Origin of the sequence: Wolbachia endosymbiont (group B) of Xanthorhoe designata, from assembly GCF_964028585.1 — a bacterium.
In the GTDB taxonomy this organism is placed as follows: Bacteria; Pseudomonadota; Alphaproteobacteria; order Rickettsiales; family Anaplasmataceae; genus Wolbachia.
Window position 1 is genome coordinate 840,672 of sequence record NZ_OZ034794.1, and the last position, 16,978, is coordinate 857,649.

15 protein-coding genes and 1 other RNA gene are annotated in these 16,978 nt (G+C 34.4%); 2 read left to right on the forward strand and 14 right to left on the reverse strand.

Features of this window, described 5'->3' with window-relative positions; translation table 11 throughout:
• Positions 1-187 precede the first annotated feature (187 nt).
• The 11 genes from ABWU64_RS04025 to ABWU64_RS04075 form a co-directional block, all read right to left on the reverse strand.
• Entirely contained in the window at positions 188-616 is a 429-nt protein-coding gene (locus ABWU64_RS04025) for a ClpXP protease specificity-enhancing factor SspB (RefSeq protein WP_341815947.1), read from the reverse strand.
• A 15-nt stretch (positions 617-631) separates the two neighbouring features.
• Positions 632-970, reverse strand: a transfer-messenger RNA (tmRNA) gene (gene ssrA / locus ABWU64_RS04030).
• Between the two features lie 455 nt (positions 971-1,425).
• Entirely contained in the window at positions 1,426-1,911 is a 486-nt protein-coding gene (locus ABWU64_RS04035) for an ankyrin repeat domain-containing protein (RefSeq protein ID WP_353279331.1), read from the reverse strand.
• Positions 1,912-2,059: 148 nt separating this feature from the next.
• Positions 2,060-3,073: an Obg family GTPase CgtA gene (gene cgtA, locus ABWU64_RS04040; protein WP_353279333.1), complete on the reverse strand. Its 1,014-nt coding sequence runs from the start codon at positions 3,071-3,073 to the stop codon at positions 2,060-2,062.
• Entirely contained in the window at positions 3,061-4,335 is a 1,275-nt protein-coding gene (eno, locus tag ABWU64_RS04045) for a phosphopyruvate hydratase (RefSeq protein WP_041581386.1), read from the reverse strand. The genes cgtA and eno overlap by 13 nt, the downstream gene beginning before the upstream one ends.
• Positions 4,332-4,634 (reverse strand): WPE palindromic element domain-containing protein, encoded by a 303-nt coding sequence (locus ABWU64_RS04050; protein WP_353279334.1) that lies wholly within the window; start codon positions 4,632-4,634, stop codon positions 4,332-4,334. Before ABWU64_RS04050 ends, eno begins: the two co-directional genes overlap by 4 nt.
• 21 nt (positions 4,635-4,655) lie before the next feature.
• Positions 4,656-5,654 carry a glutamate ligase domain-containing protein gene (locus ABWU64_RS04055; RefSeq protein WP_041581384.1) on the reverse strand — a complete coding sequence of 333 codons (999 nt, stop codon included), beginning with the start codon at positions 5,652-5,654 and terminating at the stop codon, positions 4,656-4,658.
• A 9-nt stretch (positions 5,655-5,663) separates the two neighbouring features.
• A complete protein-coding gene (locus tag ABWU64_RS04060; protein WP_015588448.1) occupies positions 5,664-6,275 on the reverse strand; it encodes an SURF1 family protein in 612 nt (203 codons plus the stop codon).
• Between the two features lies 1 nt (position 6,276).
• Positions 6,277-6,753 (reverse strand): bacterioferritin, encoded by a 477-nt coding sequence (gene bfr, locus ABWU64_RS04065; protein WP_353279335.1) that lies wholly within the window; start codon positions 6,751-6,753, stop codon positions 6,277-6,279.
• Between the two features lie 53 nt (positions 6,754-6,806).
• The gene (locus tag ABWU64_RS04070) at positions 6,807-7,280 is read right to left on the reverse strand and encodes an RDD family protein (RefSeq protein WP_015588446.1); all 474 of its coding nucleotides are present in this window, start codon (positions 7,278-7,280) and stop codon (positions 6,807-6,809) included.
• Positions 7,280-7,921 (reverse strand): HAD family hydrolase, encoded by a 642-nt coding sequence (locus tag ABWU64_RS04075; protein WP_015588445.1) that lies wholly within the window; start codon positions 7,919-7,921, stop codon positions 7,280-7,282. Before ABWU64_RS04075 ends, ABWU64_RS04070 begins: the two co-directional genes overlap by 1 nt.
• Positions 7,922-8,046: 125 nt before the next feature.
• On the opposite strand from ABWU64_RS04075, the gene ABWU64_RS04080 reads away from it, so the two are divergent.
• On the forward strand, positions 8,047-9,129 hold the full coding sequence (locus tag ABWU64_RS04080) for a hypothetical protein (protein WP_353279336.1): 1,083 nt from the start codon (positions 8,047-8,049) through the stop codon (positions 9,127-9,129).
• A 292-nt stretch (positions 9,130-9,421) separates the two neighbouring features.
• Complete coding sequence (locus ABWU64_RS04085; RefSeq protein ID WP_353279337.1) at positions 9,422-10,813, forward strand: hypothetical protein; 1,392 nt, start codon at positions 9,422-9,424, stop codon at positions 10,811-10,813.
• Positions 10,814-10,835: 22 nt separating this feature from the next.
• On the opposite strand, the gene fumC is transcribed toward ABWU64_RS04085, so the two are convergent.
• The 3 genes from fumC to ABWU64_RS04100 all read right to left on the reverse strand — a co-directional run bounded on the left by fumC (position 10,836) and on the right by ABWU64_RS04100 (position 16,946).
• Positions 10,836-12,224, reverse strand: a complete 1,389-nt coding sequence (gene fumC, locus ABWU64_RS04090) for a class II fumarate hydratase (protein ID WP_353279339.1) — start codon at positions 12,222-12,224, stop codon at positions 10,836-10,838.
• Positions 12,225-12,409: 185 nt separating this feature from the next.
• Positions 12,410-13,822: an ankyrin repeat domain-containing protein gene (locus ABWU64_RS04095; RefSeq protein ID WP_341815941.1), complete on the reverse strand. Its 1,413-nt coding sequence runs from the start codon at positions 13,820-13,822 to the stop codon at positions 12,410-12,412.
• Positions 13,823-14,036: 214 nt separating this feature from the next.
• A complete protein-coding gene (locus tag ABWU64_RS04100) occupies positions 14,037-16,946 on the reverse strand; it encodes a PD-(D/E)XK nuclease family protein (protein WP_341815940.1) in 2,910 nt (969 codons plus the stop codon).
• Positions 16,947-16,978: the final 32 nt, after the last annotated feature.

The window sequence follows — 16,978 nt, forward strand, 5'->3', positions numbered from 1 at the left end:
AGTGCCCAGACACTGGGATCCAGATTAGCACTAAGTTGGTAAACATGAAAGCGCTTTACAACGTTTTTTATGTGAAAGTCAATGTCAGCTACTCAAATGATACCATTTGTTATAAACTCACTTTTACTCTATGGTCTTGTCGATATCCTGAACAGATACAATATTTTTTATTTATAAAATGAAGCAACTACTTATCGTAAAGTTGATCTATAGATATAATACTACCATTTGATGACTTTTCAGCACATTTCTCACTTTCATATTCTTTATCAGAATCAACGCTAAATACTAAAGTATCTCCTGAAATTTTATCATGAAACTCACTAATAGCAAAAAACGGTACAGTGACTTGTTCTTGTTTTCCACGAAAACTCAAACTAACGCTAAACCTATCTTCAAGAACTTTTAGACCATAAAATTGATGCTGTAATATAATAAGCATTTGAGTGGGATATGATTCTTTCAAGTAGTCTGGTATGACAACACCGTTAAATCGCGTAAAAAACAGTATCTCTAAGTGAGGAGTAAAAACATTATCTAATATAGTATCTAGAGCCTTTTTGATAACTTGAAATTTAGCATAACTAAGCGACTTCTGATAAGCTGTTTTATCCATATAACCCTTACATGTTTGGGGGAACTTCTGTTACCCGGCGTTCCCTAAACCGTGCTTATAGCAATGAAATTATAGTGCCTAAATTAAGCAGCTACTTTTTTAACATTGTTTTCAGCAGCAAAGTTATCGTTTGCATCTAAATTGTGAACTCTTAGCGGTGGTATCTAACCGAGCAAAGCTACCATCTTTACTATGCATGTCGATCCTTACTCGCCCCCGTATTAACAAAAAATATGGTGGAGGCGCCGAGTACTGCCCTCGGGTCCAATACACCTATTACAAGGTAATTTTATTGCCATAGTACAAAAAATGCACATCTTTATTATACAGTAGTATTGAATAAATGTCAAGTTGTTAAACGTAAAATCGGTTGTAAGCTAAAAAACTAATATAAAAATTACTTCGCCTATTTATCCAATCTTAGTATAATCAAAGTAGAGGTATTTTTAGAGCTCAAAATCTATCTTCGTCTGCAGACTTTTTTATCAAATAATCAAACTCAGTAAAGAATGTAGCGTATCTTCTTCAGCGCAAATGGGTGCACACATATGCTTAATCTCTGTCGTATGTGCGTTACATTTTTTCTGTTCTTTATTAATAAATATGGGGGATTCTATGCCTAATTCTTAACAAAAAACTACTCAAATGCTTTTGTAGCTATTGAATTTCTGAGCTCAAGAAAGCAAGAGACAGTGTGAGAAATGGCACAAGCCGAAAAAAAGATAAGTTGTGGAACAAAAAATGCAGACAACTGTGGAAAATTGCCTGCGTAACTAGACTACAAATTAGTTTTTCTTATCATAATTAAATCAATTCAGTGCACTTTCTAACTTTCTACTTGTTAGAAAAAGCGGATATGAAAGAGGAGTTTCATATTGATCTTGTGAGCCAATTTCTGCTTCTTGCTCTGATGATATCTGCAACACCCCTTCATTAACATCATCATGCAAAAGAATCTTTTCTGTACAAACCTTTATTACGTCTTCCCTTCCACTAGAAATAGCATAATCCAAAGGAATCTTTCCTTCATTATCTTGTATATTAACATTTGCATCCTTCTCTATAAGAAACTCTACTACTTTTACACAGCCACTTTCAGATGCTAAACATAGTAAGTTACTTCCATCAAATGAATTAGCATTTATATCAAACCCATCTTCTTTCCATTGATTGTACATATCAATGTCATGTTGCTGCAGCTTACTTTGAAGTTTTTCAATTATGTTAGATGGATCTACCTTGCTATCATCATTAATCGTCCATAGTATTTTTTCTAATGCCGACAAATTACTCATAATGTTCTCCGATTTTTAAGAATAAATACTAATTATAGTATTAAAGCAAGATATGAGGACGAAAACATTCTATGTAATGACTACTATGCTATAGGTATTAATATAATTTTAAACTGCAATTATTAAATTAGCCATCTGTATACTGAATCTATGTCTCAAAAGGATCATATACATTAATTTCCTTAGTTTTCACTTTTTCATTTAACAACCTCAGAATGGGCTGTAAATCATCGTCGATTGATAAACACAGTACTTCTCTATCAAGATAATTGGCTAAATGATTCTTCTTCTCAAGAATTTCTGCTTCCTCCAATAAGTCGCATTTGTTTAACACGACAGTTTCTTCCTTCTTGATAAGGTCGCTATTGTAAAGCTTCAGTTCATTATGTGTACAATTATAAGCTGAAATAATATCATCGTGAGTTACATCAATTAAATGCAGTAAAATTTTGCACCTTTCTATGTGCCTTAAAAATTTGTGTCCGAGCCCAACTCCAAGATGAGCATCAGCGATTATTCCAGGAATATCTGCTATCACAATTTCGCTATAATCCACTTTTGCTACACCTAAATGTGGTCTTATAGTAGTAAATTCATAATCGCCTACTTTCGTATCAGAATTTGAGCAGCGGGTTAAAAATTTAGATTTACCTGCATTTGGCATACCAATAATGCCAACATCAGATAAAACTTTTAGCTTCAATATTATATTTCTTTCTTCGCCAGGCTGACCATGAGTAAAATGTCTTGGTGCCCTATTAGTAGCAGATTTAAAGTTAGTATTTCCAAGCCCACCTTTTCCACCTTTCACTACTTGAAATTCCATGTCAGGTTTATCAAGATCTACTATTATTTCCTCACTTTCTTCATCGATTATTTGTGTACCAACTGGAACTTTAAGTATAATATCTTTTCCTGCTGTGCCAGATTTATCTCTACTCGTACCACTTTTTCCACTACTCGCTTTAATATGTCTTCGACAACGAAAATTAAGCAAAGTGTTGAGATTTGCATCACTGATGAAAATTATGTCTCCTCCCCTGCCCCCATTACCACCGTTTGGGCCACCAAATTCAACGAATTTTTCTCGACGAAAACTAGCGCAGCCATCGCCACCATCACCTGCTTTTAAATATAATTTAACTTCGTCTATGAAATCCATTCTAACCCGCGATAATATTTAGCATTTTCTCCTAATGAACTTTCTATTCTCATCAATTCATTATACTTTGCAAGCCTATCAGAACGCGACAGCGAGCCAGTCTTTATTTGCCCACAATTCGACGCAACTGATATGTGGGATATCGTTGTATCTTCTGTTTCACCTGAGCGGTGAGAAATAATAGCCCTGTAGCCATTTAATTTTGCCATTTCAATAGCAGCAAAAGTTTCCGTAAGTGTTCCTATCTGGTTTGGCTTGATTAGTACAGCATTTGCCATTTTCTCCTCTATTCCTTTACTTATTAGTTCACAATTTGTAACAAATAAATCATCTCCAACCAATTGAACTTTATTCCCAAGTTTTACAGTAAGTAATTTCCAACCTTCATAGTCGTCTTCATTCATTGCATCTTCTATAGAAATTATTGGATATTTGCCTACAAGGTCAAAATAATACTGAACCAATTCCTCTGAAGTGAGTTCTCTATTTTCAAATTTATAAAGTCCATCTTCATAAAAAGTAGATGCAGCAACATCAAGACCCAGTGCAAAGTGATTTTTCATCGAATAACCGGCAGATTCAACAGCCTGAATTATCAAATTAAGAGCTTCTTCAGTGCTTCCAATGTTTGGCGCAAAACCACCTTCATCTCCTACGTTTGTGCTATAACCTTTTTTCTTAAGAATGCTGCGCAAGTTATGAAATACCTCTGCAGATATTCTGATTGCTTCACTGAAAGTTTCAGCACCAACCGGAAGAATCATAAATTCTTGAAAATCGAGTTTATTATCCGCATGTACTCCACCATTCATTACGTTAATGAGTGGAACTGGCATCTGCTCTTCCCCTACTCCCAAATACTTATATAACGGCATTTTAAAGCTGTTTGCTGCTGCTTTTGCAACAGCAAGAGACACACCCAAAGTTGCATTTGCTCCAAGTTTAGATTTATTTTTTGTTCCATCTAGTTCAATTAAAACTTTATCAATTACACTCTGGTTTGCTGCATCCATGCCAATGATTTTATTTGCTATCACTTCACTCACAGATTGAACAGCTTTCAGCACTCCTTTACCACAATACCTTTTTTCATCTTGATCTCTCAGCTCCAATGCTTCTAGTTTACCGGTCGAAGCCCCAGAAGGGACAGCGGCTCTACCTGTTGCTCCATCACATAGTTCTATTTCTACCTCAATTGTTGGGTAACCCCTGCTATCTAAAATTTCTCTTGCAAATACACTGCTAATTGTCTTTTTCATCATACTAAACCTCTACTAGATTCACAATTGTGTGCACGTTCGGGAAATGTCACCCCAGCGCTGTAACATTTCAGTGTATGAACATTGCAATATACAGGTAATTTGAGTAGCGGATGGTCAGTGCTTGACACTGGAATCCAGTTTTTATTATACAGCCACTTATTTAAAGTTAAGTTTTCTGGATCCCAGTGTCTGGGCACTGGGATGACATCATTCTTAATGGAAGCTATCCCCATATCGCAATGTCTGTACAGTTGTTTGCCTAGACACTGGGATCCAGTTTTACTACACAATTTTATCATATAAATCACCAATGCTTAAGTTTATTTTACTAGCAGCAGCTCTGCAGTTTCTTTTGCTAGTTTAGCTATATTACTACCAGCACCAATAAATAATACTACATCCCCTGAATTTGTCGAATCACTAATAAAATGTGAAATGAGTAGAGCATCATTCATAATCTCTACGTTACTAAACCCATTACTGATCAAGGCTTTTTGTATATCATCAATTCCACAGCCAGGAATAGGCTTATCTTCTGGAGGATGGACAGGAGTGAGAATTACATAATCAAACATCATGAAAATTCGTACGAACTCATCAAAAAAATTACGAATACGAGCAAAACGAAGCGGCTCGATAATTCCTGTTACCTTTCCTTTAGTGGTCAAACGTGCTGCTGCCAGGGTTGCCTGTATTTCATTTGGGTGGTGAGCATAATCCTCAATTAACTTAACACCTTTAATATCGGCAATTAAAGAAAATCTCCTTGCTACTCCTTTAAATTCCAAAAGACCTTTTTTAATCTCTTCATCACTAATTCCAAGTTTCACTGCAACTGATATTGCAGCCAGGGCGTTGCTAACTTTATGCATTCCTATTGCATTTGATAGCACTACATTCTTTATAATTCTGGTACAAGGTTGAATATCTTCTTTTTGTCTTTCGAGAGCGAGTTCTTTTAATCGAAACACCATATGTACATTATCATCATCAATTTCAATACGCTGAACTAACTTTCTAATTATATTAAATTTAGTCTCCCAATCTACCTCTGATAAATCACACTTTTCCTTCGTTATATGCTCTCTGACCATCTTAACTTCTTCCCATATTACCTCTTCTAGTATATCCGCGCATATTGATTTGCTGTTACATTCATCAAAACGGATTCCGGAACAACAATAGTAACTTTTTCCTTCTTTAGTATGACTCATTCCATAATAAGTGTATTTACAATACTGACATACAATTAATTCTTGTAATAAGTATTTACTTCCACTTTGTTGCATGTTTTCTATTTGTAGCTTTTCTTTTTCCATGCTACCTCTCTACAACTTATATCTATTTTGCCTATAGTAAAATATACACATAATTAGCCAAATAAAGGAAAGTGCAAACCAAGTAATTGCATATTCCCAATGCTTAATTGGCTGTATAGTCAATTTTCCACCAAAATTGTCTTGCCACAATATACATTTTTCTAGCTTAATACCTAGATCATTGGAGATTTCTTCTGTACTTAAGGTAAACCACGTATTTGAAGCAATATCATTTTTGATAAACCAATTTTTGCTACCATCACAATATAAAACTCCACTCAAAGCTACTTTTTCAATTTTTGCTTTTTCTTCTTTTTTTTCTCTAACTATTCCTTTATTCACTAATATGTAATGTCCAGTGGTAAGCAACATAGGAGACAGCACATGATAGCCACGTTGACCTGCGAAAACATATAGTTCTATATCACTTAAAATTCCGTCGATTTTAACGTTTCTGTAGTTAAACTTTGAAAGATTATCACTAGGCAGCAGATGAATAACTGGAAGATCCATATTTTTGATAATATTACTCTTCCAATTTAATCTAAATAACTGCCATAACCCTAGTGAAAAAAGAAGTAGAAAAGGTATAATGAAAACAAATACTGTTTTTCTTAACACTCTATATTTGTGTTCTTAAGTAATTTTCAATACCCATAAGCTCAATGAGATTAATTTGTCCTTTAATCCAATGTAAGTGCTCTTCCTCGTTTTGCAGTAGTTCTTCTAATAACATTACACTAATCACATCCTTTTCTTTTTCAGCAACAAAAATTGCCTCTCTGATGCCCTTTATGCCTTCTTCTTCTAACTTTAAATTATCTTCTAAGATTTTCTGTATTGTATCTTTTGTGAACTTTCCGTCATACTTTGAGATTTGATTTGTATCTTGAAAATTTGGTACACCCTCAAGCAGTAAAATTCTTTCTGCTAACCTATTTGCATGTCCAAGCTCTTCATTAAGCTCGTTTCTCATCTTTTCTGCAAACCTATTGATCTTTTTATCTTTGAGAATCGCAGAATGCAAAAGATACTGACGTACGGAAGTTAATTCATGAGTCAGCAATTTATTCAAATGTTCTATTATTTCTTTATTCATAACCTTTCTTTAGCTAATATACCAATGTAATCTACATAACATTCAAGGCAACATCAATTCATTTTTCTCACAACAACCGTACCAAATAGCACATCATGAAATGTCTGTTTCTTCTGAGAAAAGCAAGCAACTAAATACCAACTGAAGGTAAGCATCACTATAATCACTTCTAGTGTACTTAAAGCATTTACTGATGTTTGAAAAAGTTTGATAAAGGTGATAATTGAATTATTTAGCATAGGAAGGAAAAACTGAGAGATAGTGCGATCAAATGCTAAGCTCAAACCTATTTTAGAACTATCTAAAGTGATAGTATATATATTCATTAATTGTTGACCAGGAGTTGCTTGAGCTGTTGAAGATATAAAATATGTAAAGTAACCACAATTTATACACATGTATGACAGGTGTAAAATTAATGGAAAATCCCCTAATGACAACACAATTAGTAAGGCTGGTATTAATAAAATTGCCATATCTATTAAATATGCGCAAAAGCGCCTTTCTACACTAGCGATCTCTGTCATTACCACCTATCTTTCAAATACTTTACTATGAATTCTGTAAGTTTATTAAAATGTTGAAAATATAACAAATCTTCATAACCGCTTATTGATTGGCCGTACATAATGGGTAAGCAATTGGCATTTTGTGCACATAGAATGTCTGTGATGCTATCACCAACAAAAAACACATTTTCTCTATTTACAGGTAGCGTACTCTCCTCCAATGCAAACAGCAGTGGAGTTGCAGATGGCTTATCTTCTGCAGTATCACATGAGCCAACTATTCTTTCAAAGTAAGAATCTAGTTTAAAATAGGCAACTTCTTGACGTAAATTAGTATTTTTCTTATTGCTAACTATCGCTAGGTAAATATTGTGGCTTTTCAGTGTCTGCAGCATTCTCTCTACTCCTTCATTCAGAGTAATATTTTGTAACAGTGCATTATCTAGGTATTTTTGATATATCTGGTTCGCTTTTTTCCACTTATCGCCAAACAAATTGACCATGTAGCTCTTTCTTGATTCATGAGAGTTTCTATCAGCAACTTTGTTGCTACACCCCATTGAATTTAAGGTATGCTGAATGGCATTAGAAATATTATCTTGAGTATCAACTAAGGTATTATCCCAATCGAATACTACCGCTAATCGGCTATTTTTCATTTTTATATTGTGACGTATTTTAAACCAATAAGTAAATAATATTTTGATGATAAAGCTTCTATGTTAATCATTTTTACATAATAACCTAATACACTGGGTATATTATATGCTTTCAGGTAGTAGGTATGTCACAGTTTAAAGACACACCAAGTGTTGAAAAGAAATTCAAAGACGTTTTTAAACGTTCTCCAGGTGCTTTTCCAGAAGGTAGTTCACTGGAAGAGAAGGTTGATCGTATAGCAAAAGGAACGAAAGCTCTTAAGGCTATAAAAGATAATGAGCTTGAGGGCAGAATGAAAAATGTTGCTGAATTAAATAAAGAGCTTCAAAGACGACAAAGGCAAGAAAATGAGGAAATACGTAAACTCACAAGGTCAACACAAGAATTAAGAAAGGAATTTGGTATAAATAAAAGTAGTAGACCAGACAGCAATGATAAATCATTGCAGGAAACTAAGCAAATTTCTAAACAAAAAGACATAGGAGTTCGAGCTTCAATGACTACAAAGAGTAGTGAAGAGCTTAAGCAACCAGATAACAATGATAAACCATTACGGGAAATTAATCAGATTTCTAAGCAGAAAGGCATGGGAGTGCAAAACTCAAAGAGTAGTAAAGAGCTTAAGCAAGATGATACACCACAACCGCAAGAAAATCAGAAAGAAGAAGGCTTGCTTAGTCTATTGGGGCGCTTTTTGAAAAAAATATTAGAAAAACTTTTTGGTGGGGATGAAAAGAATGTGGAAAATGCTCGTGATACAAAAGAAGCTGCTCAAAAAAGTATATCAAATAACGGAATTCAGCAACATAGTATGAGTCAAAGCTCTTTCATAAATATAAATGGAAAAGAGTTCAATTTAGAACCAGGAAAAGCATTTAATTATCAAGATAAAGCTCTCAATATTAAGATTACATACAATAGTTCTGAGCAAGATACAACTTTTCCGAATGTTACTAATGTGATTAACTTAAATATTGATGGTAAGGAACATAATGTCCAACCCGACGAGTCTTTCAATTATAAAGGCCCTGGCTTAGAAATTAGCGTGATGAATGGTAATCAACAAAGTAAAAACTTCGACAAAATTTTAAGTCAAGATCAAAGTATAAGTGAAGGTTTAAAGCAAGCAACAAAGCTTGATGATCCATCGGTAACGCCTGTCAATACTCCTGAAGTAGAAAAAACAAACACAGGTCGCGGAAGATAATTCGCCTTAGATTTCTTGCATAGTCTGGGGATCCAATTTGTCATCCTATGGCTTGACCATAGCTAAAAATCTGGATTCCAGCTTCACGCACTAACTTAAATTATTTATAAAATTTGTTCCGGTAAACCTAATTTGGGTTAGCTATAGAAAGCAAAACAGACACAAATCAGGAAAACAATTAATAGAATTACTGTTTTTATAATAAAAATAATTAATTTTTAAATATTTTATATTGATTTTGTCATCAAAGTTCATATAATATTAATATATTAACTTTGATGGTGGTAAAGAAATGCATGGTAGTATAAGCGACGAAATGGTGAAAAATTTAGACAAGTTAGCTTCTTATAGACAAGTAAATAAATTTAAAAAGATATTCAATAATCTTAGCACTAACCATAAAAATCAATATATAGAGCATGTTAAAGCAAAGCCTAAAGGCTCTTTAGCTATGTCCGGCATACTAAATGCTCTAAAGAATGAAGATGCACCTTCTATCTTTAAGGAGTTACTCCAAAAGGATAAAGAGTTTGCTTTCAATACACTCGATTGTATTTATCTCCACTCTACTTTATTTAAAACCCTATTTAATCAACTGAACACTCAGCAAAAGGAAGATTATAAAGTAAATTTAGAGACAAAATCAACTGTCAAAGCTGAGCTTGTCCTAAAGAATTTTTACTTAAGCAATAAAGAGAATTCAAGCAACTTAAGTACTGAAAACTCCAATGAACCGTTAGTACAAAACAGAGATGATTTGCCAGCAGCAAATTTCTCTCCTATATCTCCTGCGTTCGAGGAAACAGTTGTTGAACATACATTTGATACCAGACTAGAACTTTCTTCTGACAAAGAGGATCAATCATGTAGCCAAACAGTAATTCCATTTCCGGGTTTTGCTGAATTCGATAATCAATTCCGCAATACTGTAACAGAAAATTCAACAGTTAGTAGTAGTTTAACGTCGAATGAGAATATATCAGATAGCCTAGAAGGTGAGCAATTATCCCCAGAGTATTATAACTCTTTGATAAATGGAGTAACTAGTCTGCAATCCTCAATTGTGGATGATTTGCCAGAGTTAAATTTATCTCCTATAACTCCTGCATTCGAGGAAACAGTTGTTGAACATACATTTGATAGTAGATCAGACTTTTCTTATGAAAATGAACCGTTAGTACACAAAAGAAAGAGAGATGATCTGAATGAATTTTCAGAGCCAAGTTTAGAAAATTTTCTTCCAAGTTTTGCTACATTAGAACAAATAGTTGCTGAACGTGAGTTTGATAATGGAATAGACGAAATATCTACAGTGGAGCCACCAGCAAAGCGCCAGTGCATATCAGTACCTCCATTTGAGGGTTTTGCTGAATTCCATAATCAATTCTGCAATATAGTACCAGAAGATTCAATAGTTAATGATAGTGCAGTACCAGAAGAACATACTAGCCTGGAAGGTGAGCTAACTTTCCTATACTCTCAAATAAATGTCGGAGAGCCATTAACTAGTCTGCAATCCTCAAATGTGAATCCATTGCCAGAGTTCAGTTTCTCTCTAAGCTCTGTTACGCTAGATGAGATGGTTAAAAGATATGGCTTTAATCGCAATGACCACGCTCTAAGTGATTTAGAAGAGGTATATGTAGAGCAACCAGCAAAATTCCATACATATTACCACAATTAACTAGGGACAAAAAGGTGGTAGTTTAACCTACCATCTCCTCTGGTTTCACTATCCTTTCAAACTCCTCCTCAGTGAGCAGTTGAAGTTTTGCTGCTGCTTCTTTTAGAGTGATATTTTCTTTATAAGCAAGCTTCGCTATTTTTGCTGCATTGTCATATCCTATATGCGTATTTAATATAGTAACTAGCATTAACGACTGATTTAGTAAATCCTTTATTCTTTCTTCGTTTGCTTTAATATCAACTACACATTTCTCTGCAAAATTTAAACTTGCATCAGCTAAAAGTCTTATAGACTGCAAAACATTGTAAATTATCACCGGCTTAAACACGTTCAATTCAAAGTGACCATTTGAGCCACCAATTGTCACGGCAACATGATTTCCCATAACTTGAGCACATACCATAGTCACTGCTTCGCATTGAGTTGGATTCACCTTACCCGGCATGATTGAAGAGCCAGGCTCATTTTCTGGTAACATTATTTCTCCAATTCCGCATCTTGGACCAGAACCAAGTAGCCTTATATCATTTGCAATTTTCATCAAGCTTACTGCTACTGTATTGAGTGCTCCACTGAGCTCAACTAAAGCATCATTTGCTGCTAGTGCTTCAAACTTATTTTTTGCTGAAATAAATGGAAAATTAGTGATTTTTGCCACTTCTTTAGCAAAATCTTCAGCAAAATCCTTTTTAGTATTGATTCCCGTGCCAACCGCGGTGCCACCTTGTGCAAGTTCATATACATTGCTTAGAGTTGACTTTACTCTCTCTATTCCCTTTTTAATCTGAACTGCATAGCCAGAAAATTCCTGCCCAAGTGTTAGAGGAGTTGCATCTTGCAGATGAGTACGCCCTACTTTTATTATATCTTTAAATTCATGAACCTTATTATTTAGCGCTTTATATAATTCTTCAAGATTGGGAATAAGCAAGCGGTCTATTTGTTCTGCTACTGCTATATGCATTGCTGTTGGAAAAGTGTCATTTGATGACTGACCACAGTTTACATGATCATTTGGATGCGCTGGAGACTTACTACCTAAATCACCGCCCAAAATTTCTATTGCACGATTGCTGATCACTTCATTCACATTCATATTGGTCTGCGTTCCAGAACCGGTTTGCCAAACAACAAGCGGAAATTGATTATTAAATTTACCGTCTATTACCTCCTGTGCCGCTGTGCAGATTGCATCCCCTACTCTATTATCTATGCTACCCTGTTTCATGTTAACACGTGCTGCTGCAAGTTTTACTATTGCTAGCGCTTTAATCAGGGGCTCTGGCATTTTCTCTGTACCAATTTTGAAATTTTCCAAAGAACGCTGAGTCTGAGCTCCCCAGTAACTTTCACTTAGTACTTTTACTTCTCCTAAGCTATCTGATTCTATCCTAATTTTTTTATCCATATTTCCTCCTTCTAGTGCTTGACGTTACCTACATATATGAATTAATTAAATCAAATTGTATTTTAGTGTCAAGCTGAGACATTTTTAGTGAAGACCTTAGAAAACTTTCAAGCCATATCTTTTGCTTCTATTATTTTTTTATTGTTATTAAGGCAATCATGAAACCTTAAGCAATAAACCTACTTTCACTCTCTATAAGGTATTCTACTTAGAGCTTGAATAGTGAAAACATCTTTAAGTGCAGAAACTATACCTGTGTTTGCTTTCTCTTTTTTTACTTCTACAATTGTATAACCAAAAATTGCACCTAACGCTAGACTAATGGTAGCTGATGCTGCACAAATTGCAATCGCTGCTCCCGCAGAACATGATATTGTCATACCTGCAACATAACCTATTGTACCACTCACACCAATGCAGACGTATTTCTTCCGTAGCTCTTTTTGTATATGACTTTTCAGATATTCTTTTACATCTAAATGCCTGTTTCTAGTAGCATAATTCAGAGCAGTGTTTTCATAGCCATCTTTCACATTAACATTTGCTTTTGCTGTTTCTATCAGGTACTTTACTACCTCTAAATAGCCACTTCCAGCAGCCCACATTAGAGCAGTTCTTCCATAGTGATCTGTTGAATTAATATCTTCTTTCTGTTTTTCTATCAGGTATCTTACTGTTTCTAATTGACCATTTTCGGCAGCTGAAAATAATCCTGCATGATTGTTAATCATTTGTGCAAATGATAATGTTTTTAGTTTAGGGGGTTGTAACTCTTGAGTATTAAAGTTTAATTGTGCTGGAACAATTTCTACTTCAAGCTCTACATGTTCTCTTGTGAAACGATCAAATAGCCTTTTTACCTGATCAATTGTTTGAATTCTTACCTTATAATACCGCGATAAAGAATTGATTATTTCCCTGTTGTTAAGAAAAAATATCACTAATTCTATTTTACCTGTTAAATCTTTAGCACAGATTGAGTATTCTATATTTAATCTATCTTGTGAAATATTTTGTATTGTCTCACTCTCTGTCCAAATTCTTACCTGTTCATTAATTCTCTTACTTACAAGAAAATTATATAATTCACTATCTTCTTCCTTCATTTTATTGAGCTCATCCTTACAGTCATACCAATAAGATGATAATTCTGGTATCTGAGTAGGATGAGGCAAGCGAGGTATTGACATATCAAGATTAGCTATTAAATGATATCTAGTTAGAAGCTTTGCTATCTCCGTATGGCCATTTACAATAGCATATGTTAGGGCAGAGAATTGACCTTTACGTTTCACATTTAAATTAGCTCCATTTGCTATTAGAAGTTGTACTACCTCAAGATGACCATGGTTAGCAGCATGAATTAGAGCAGTTATGTTTCCCGGAGATTCTGCATTAATATTTGCTCCCTCTTCTATCAAGTATTGTACTATCTCTAATTGACCATTTCTGGAAGCCCATATTAAAGCAGTTCTCCCATAATCATCATCTATTGTATTAATCATTGCTCCATCCTGTATGGCTTGCTGAACAAAACCTAGCTCACCTTCTTCAGCAGCATCAATTAGCTGCGCATTTAGCTGTTTTTGTGATAGCATATACCCCTTCTAAATAAATATACAGTTTAAAGCTATTTTAGCCACTATTCAAGTTTTAATGGCTAAAATTGATTGAATCACTTTTTAGTGTTTTTTTATGGTTGTTTGAATCTAGCAAAGATGAATCTATATAACAATCTAGTAATTCTCCTACTGCACTTAGTAAACCAGCTGTACAACCAGCTATTTTGATCTGGATGAGAGGAGATATAATTTATAACCACTCCCCTATCCTTTCTAGTTGTTTGTAGCTGTTAAATCTCAGGAATTTATCAAAATAAGGAGAGGCAATGAAGGGAGTAGTATCTCTTAAATAATTAGATAAGAAATCTGGTAGAATATTCCGAAATTCATGCATTTTTTGTCTATAATCTTTCAAAGCAATAACCTTTATTTTATCATAATCAAGTTTCCAATAAGCAAGCTCCGAGACTTCTTTTTTTGTTGTGTATTCCACGGCTAAAGCTTGTAAAATTAATTGCGGGAAAAATCCTGACATAACTTCCTCATTGGAAGGTGGTGAACCAAGTTTATAGTCTATAATTGCTACTTGCCCACCTGGTAGATACTCAACTCTATCACATCTTGCTGTCAATAAAATTTCTTCTGTCATTCGAGTATCTGACCAGCTCTTATTACACAATTGTCTGGTGTGTTCATTTGCAATCAAATTTTCTGGATCCAAGTAGTCAAGCACTGGGATGACACCCTTATTCTTAGTGGAAGTTGTACAGCATCCGCACAGTTGTGTGTCACGCGCTGGAATATGAAATATCGGATAGGAAAAGCTCTTCTCCAACTCAACTTGATTGTTTCTAGTCCTATCAAACTCAACAAAAGATTGAATTATCCTCTGCAACCTTACCCACCACATATTTGAAAAATTAAACTGACTAGTTGAGAACACTTCTCGTGCAATACTCATTGGTAACTTTTTGTTGCGTAAATATCTTGCAAGAATGTTATGTACCATAGTGCCAAATTCCAATATCGATGGCTTAAAATTCAAGTCTCTTAATTGTTTAAGGCCCAGTATATATTCAACGTAAAACGAATAAGGATTACGAATTAGCTTTTCTATTGCACTGCAAGATATCACTTGCATTTTTGCTTGCCTCACTTCAGTTTTAGGTTTTGGCATAGGCTGAGCACATGGAACAATGCACTCAGGTGTATTTAATATTCTTAGCCAATTGCGATAAGGATATTTTGGTTCTTGTAACAGAACTTCCAAACGGCGCAATAGAATTGATTTTCTATCACTCACTAGCCTCGTAATATAAACCTTGCCGGCACCAAATAAATTGCGCAAAGTATACAAAAAGTACCCTTGCTCTTCTTGCACAGAAGGAAGGTTAAATTTTTCTCTATTCAGTGCACTCAAAAACGGATTCTGAAAATTTGGTATATCATTAAATCCAGCAAGTATTACAACTTTATTTTGATATAAGCTAAATTTATCAAAGTTATTTTCTGGAGAAAAAAACTTCCTTTTTAAAAATAATATCAGGATTTGACTATATAACTCTAAGGAACACTCAATTGCTATACCGTCACATGCATTTAAGAAATCACGAGTAAAATTACCTATTTCACCATTTAGCTCTAGAAAATTCACATTAGAAAGCACATTAACACACTGTAAATGAGCTGCTGCTATATCAGAAATAGGATAATTTGTAAGATTAAGTAAAAGATTAAATATAGTTTCTAATCTACTGATAATAATTAATATATCTTCTTTATATCTTAGCTTTTTACAAGTACTAATAGCGTTGATAATATCCTTAAGACCATTTATATCAAAGCTACGCAATACTTCTATCTCAAACTCAGATAAAATACGAGTGTACTCTTCTTGAGCGTAACCAAAAGTCACTAGTCTATGTTTAAGAAGAGAAAGCAATGCCACACCGTTCCATTTTGAGTTCAAAATCTCAATACTATAAAGCAGAAGCGTCACATAAGAACAGTTTTCCGATATGGGGCACACCATACGAACTGCAAGTAATTTATCAAAAACAAACAAAGAAACGTTTTCATAACCTTCATTCTCTATAATTAGTGACGTCACCTGTGCTTCTTCCTCTCTGGAATCACAAGTGATGACTTCAATATTGCCAATATATCCATTACTAACTTTACTTAGATCGGCAGTTGTATCAAAGACATAATCTAGTTCAGGACTGCCTGTCATCCCAGACCTCTGATTTTTAGTGTACGAACATTGTAATTTGCAGGTAATTTGAGTAGTAGATGATGTCATTCCAGTGCTTGACACTGGAATCCAGTTTCTATTGTACAGCCACCTGGTGCACTCATTTAAAGTTAAGTTTTCTGGATCCGAGTGTCTGGGCACTGGAGAACACGCTTCTGGCAGAAAACTTACATCCTCTCTGCCTATACTTAAATAATCGAGCAGATCTTTTAGGCAATATTGATAATGTTTTTTATCAAGTGATTGCCAATCTTTCTCTTTAATTTTCAAATTCAGATTAGGTAAAATTATCTTTCCAAATGGCAGGTCGTATACAGCTTTAATCAACAACTTATAAATCTCCTCCTTCCCAATTCCAATAAAGATCATATGCTGATCTTTCTGCAGGGAGGCTATCATATTGTTTATGTAGTCACTCTTATGCTTTAGTATATCTACTAATCCTAAATTTTTTAAAGTGTTATTCCAAGTTTTGATAAGTAAGTTTATGAAATTCTCCATTTTCTTCGAATGCTCATCAAGCTGATAACAATCCGCTATTTGGGTATATTGAAGTAATGACGGCAAACTGTAAACTAGATCGATTGGAAAATTATCATTGTGTTTTTTATTCCACTCCAATATAAATTGAATGAGTAGCAGCGTTCTCTTTGTCGGGTTAATAACTTTAACTCTATCAAGATTTAATATTAAATCTTCTTCATCAATGTTTTCTAGTGAAACTATCTCTGGCAAAATTATAGTTCTGTAATTCTTGAATGCACTCAGCAATGCTATCACATCCCTCTTGCAGGGAAGTATGATCTTTATCTCGGGAATTTTTTCTCTTTCATATTCAGAAAATATGTGCTGAACCAGCACATCAAAAAGGGACTCATTCACATTAACAGTAAAAACTCTTCCCACTAACAGTAACAATTAATACAACACTTTTATTG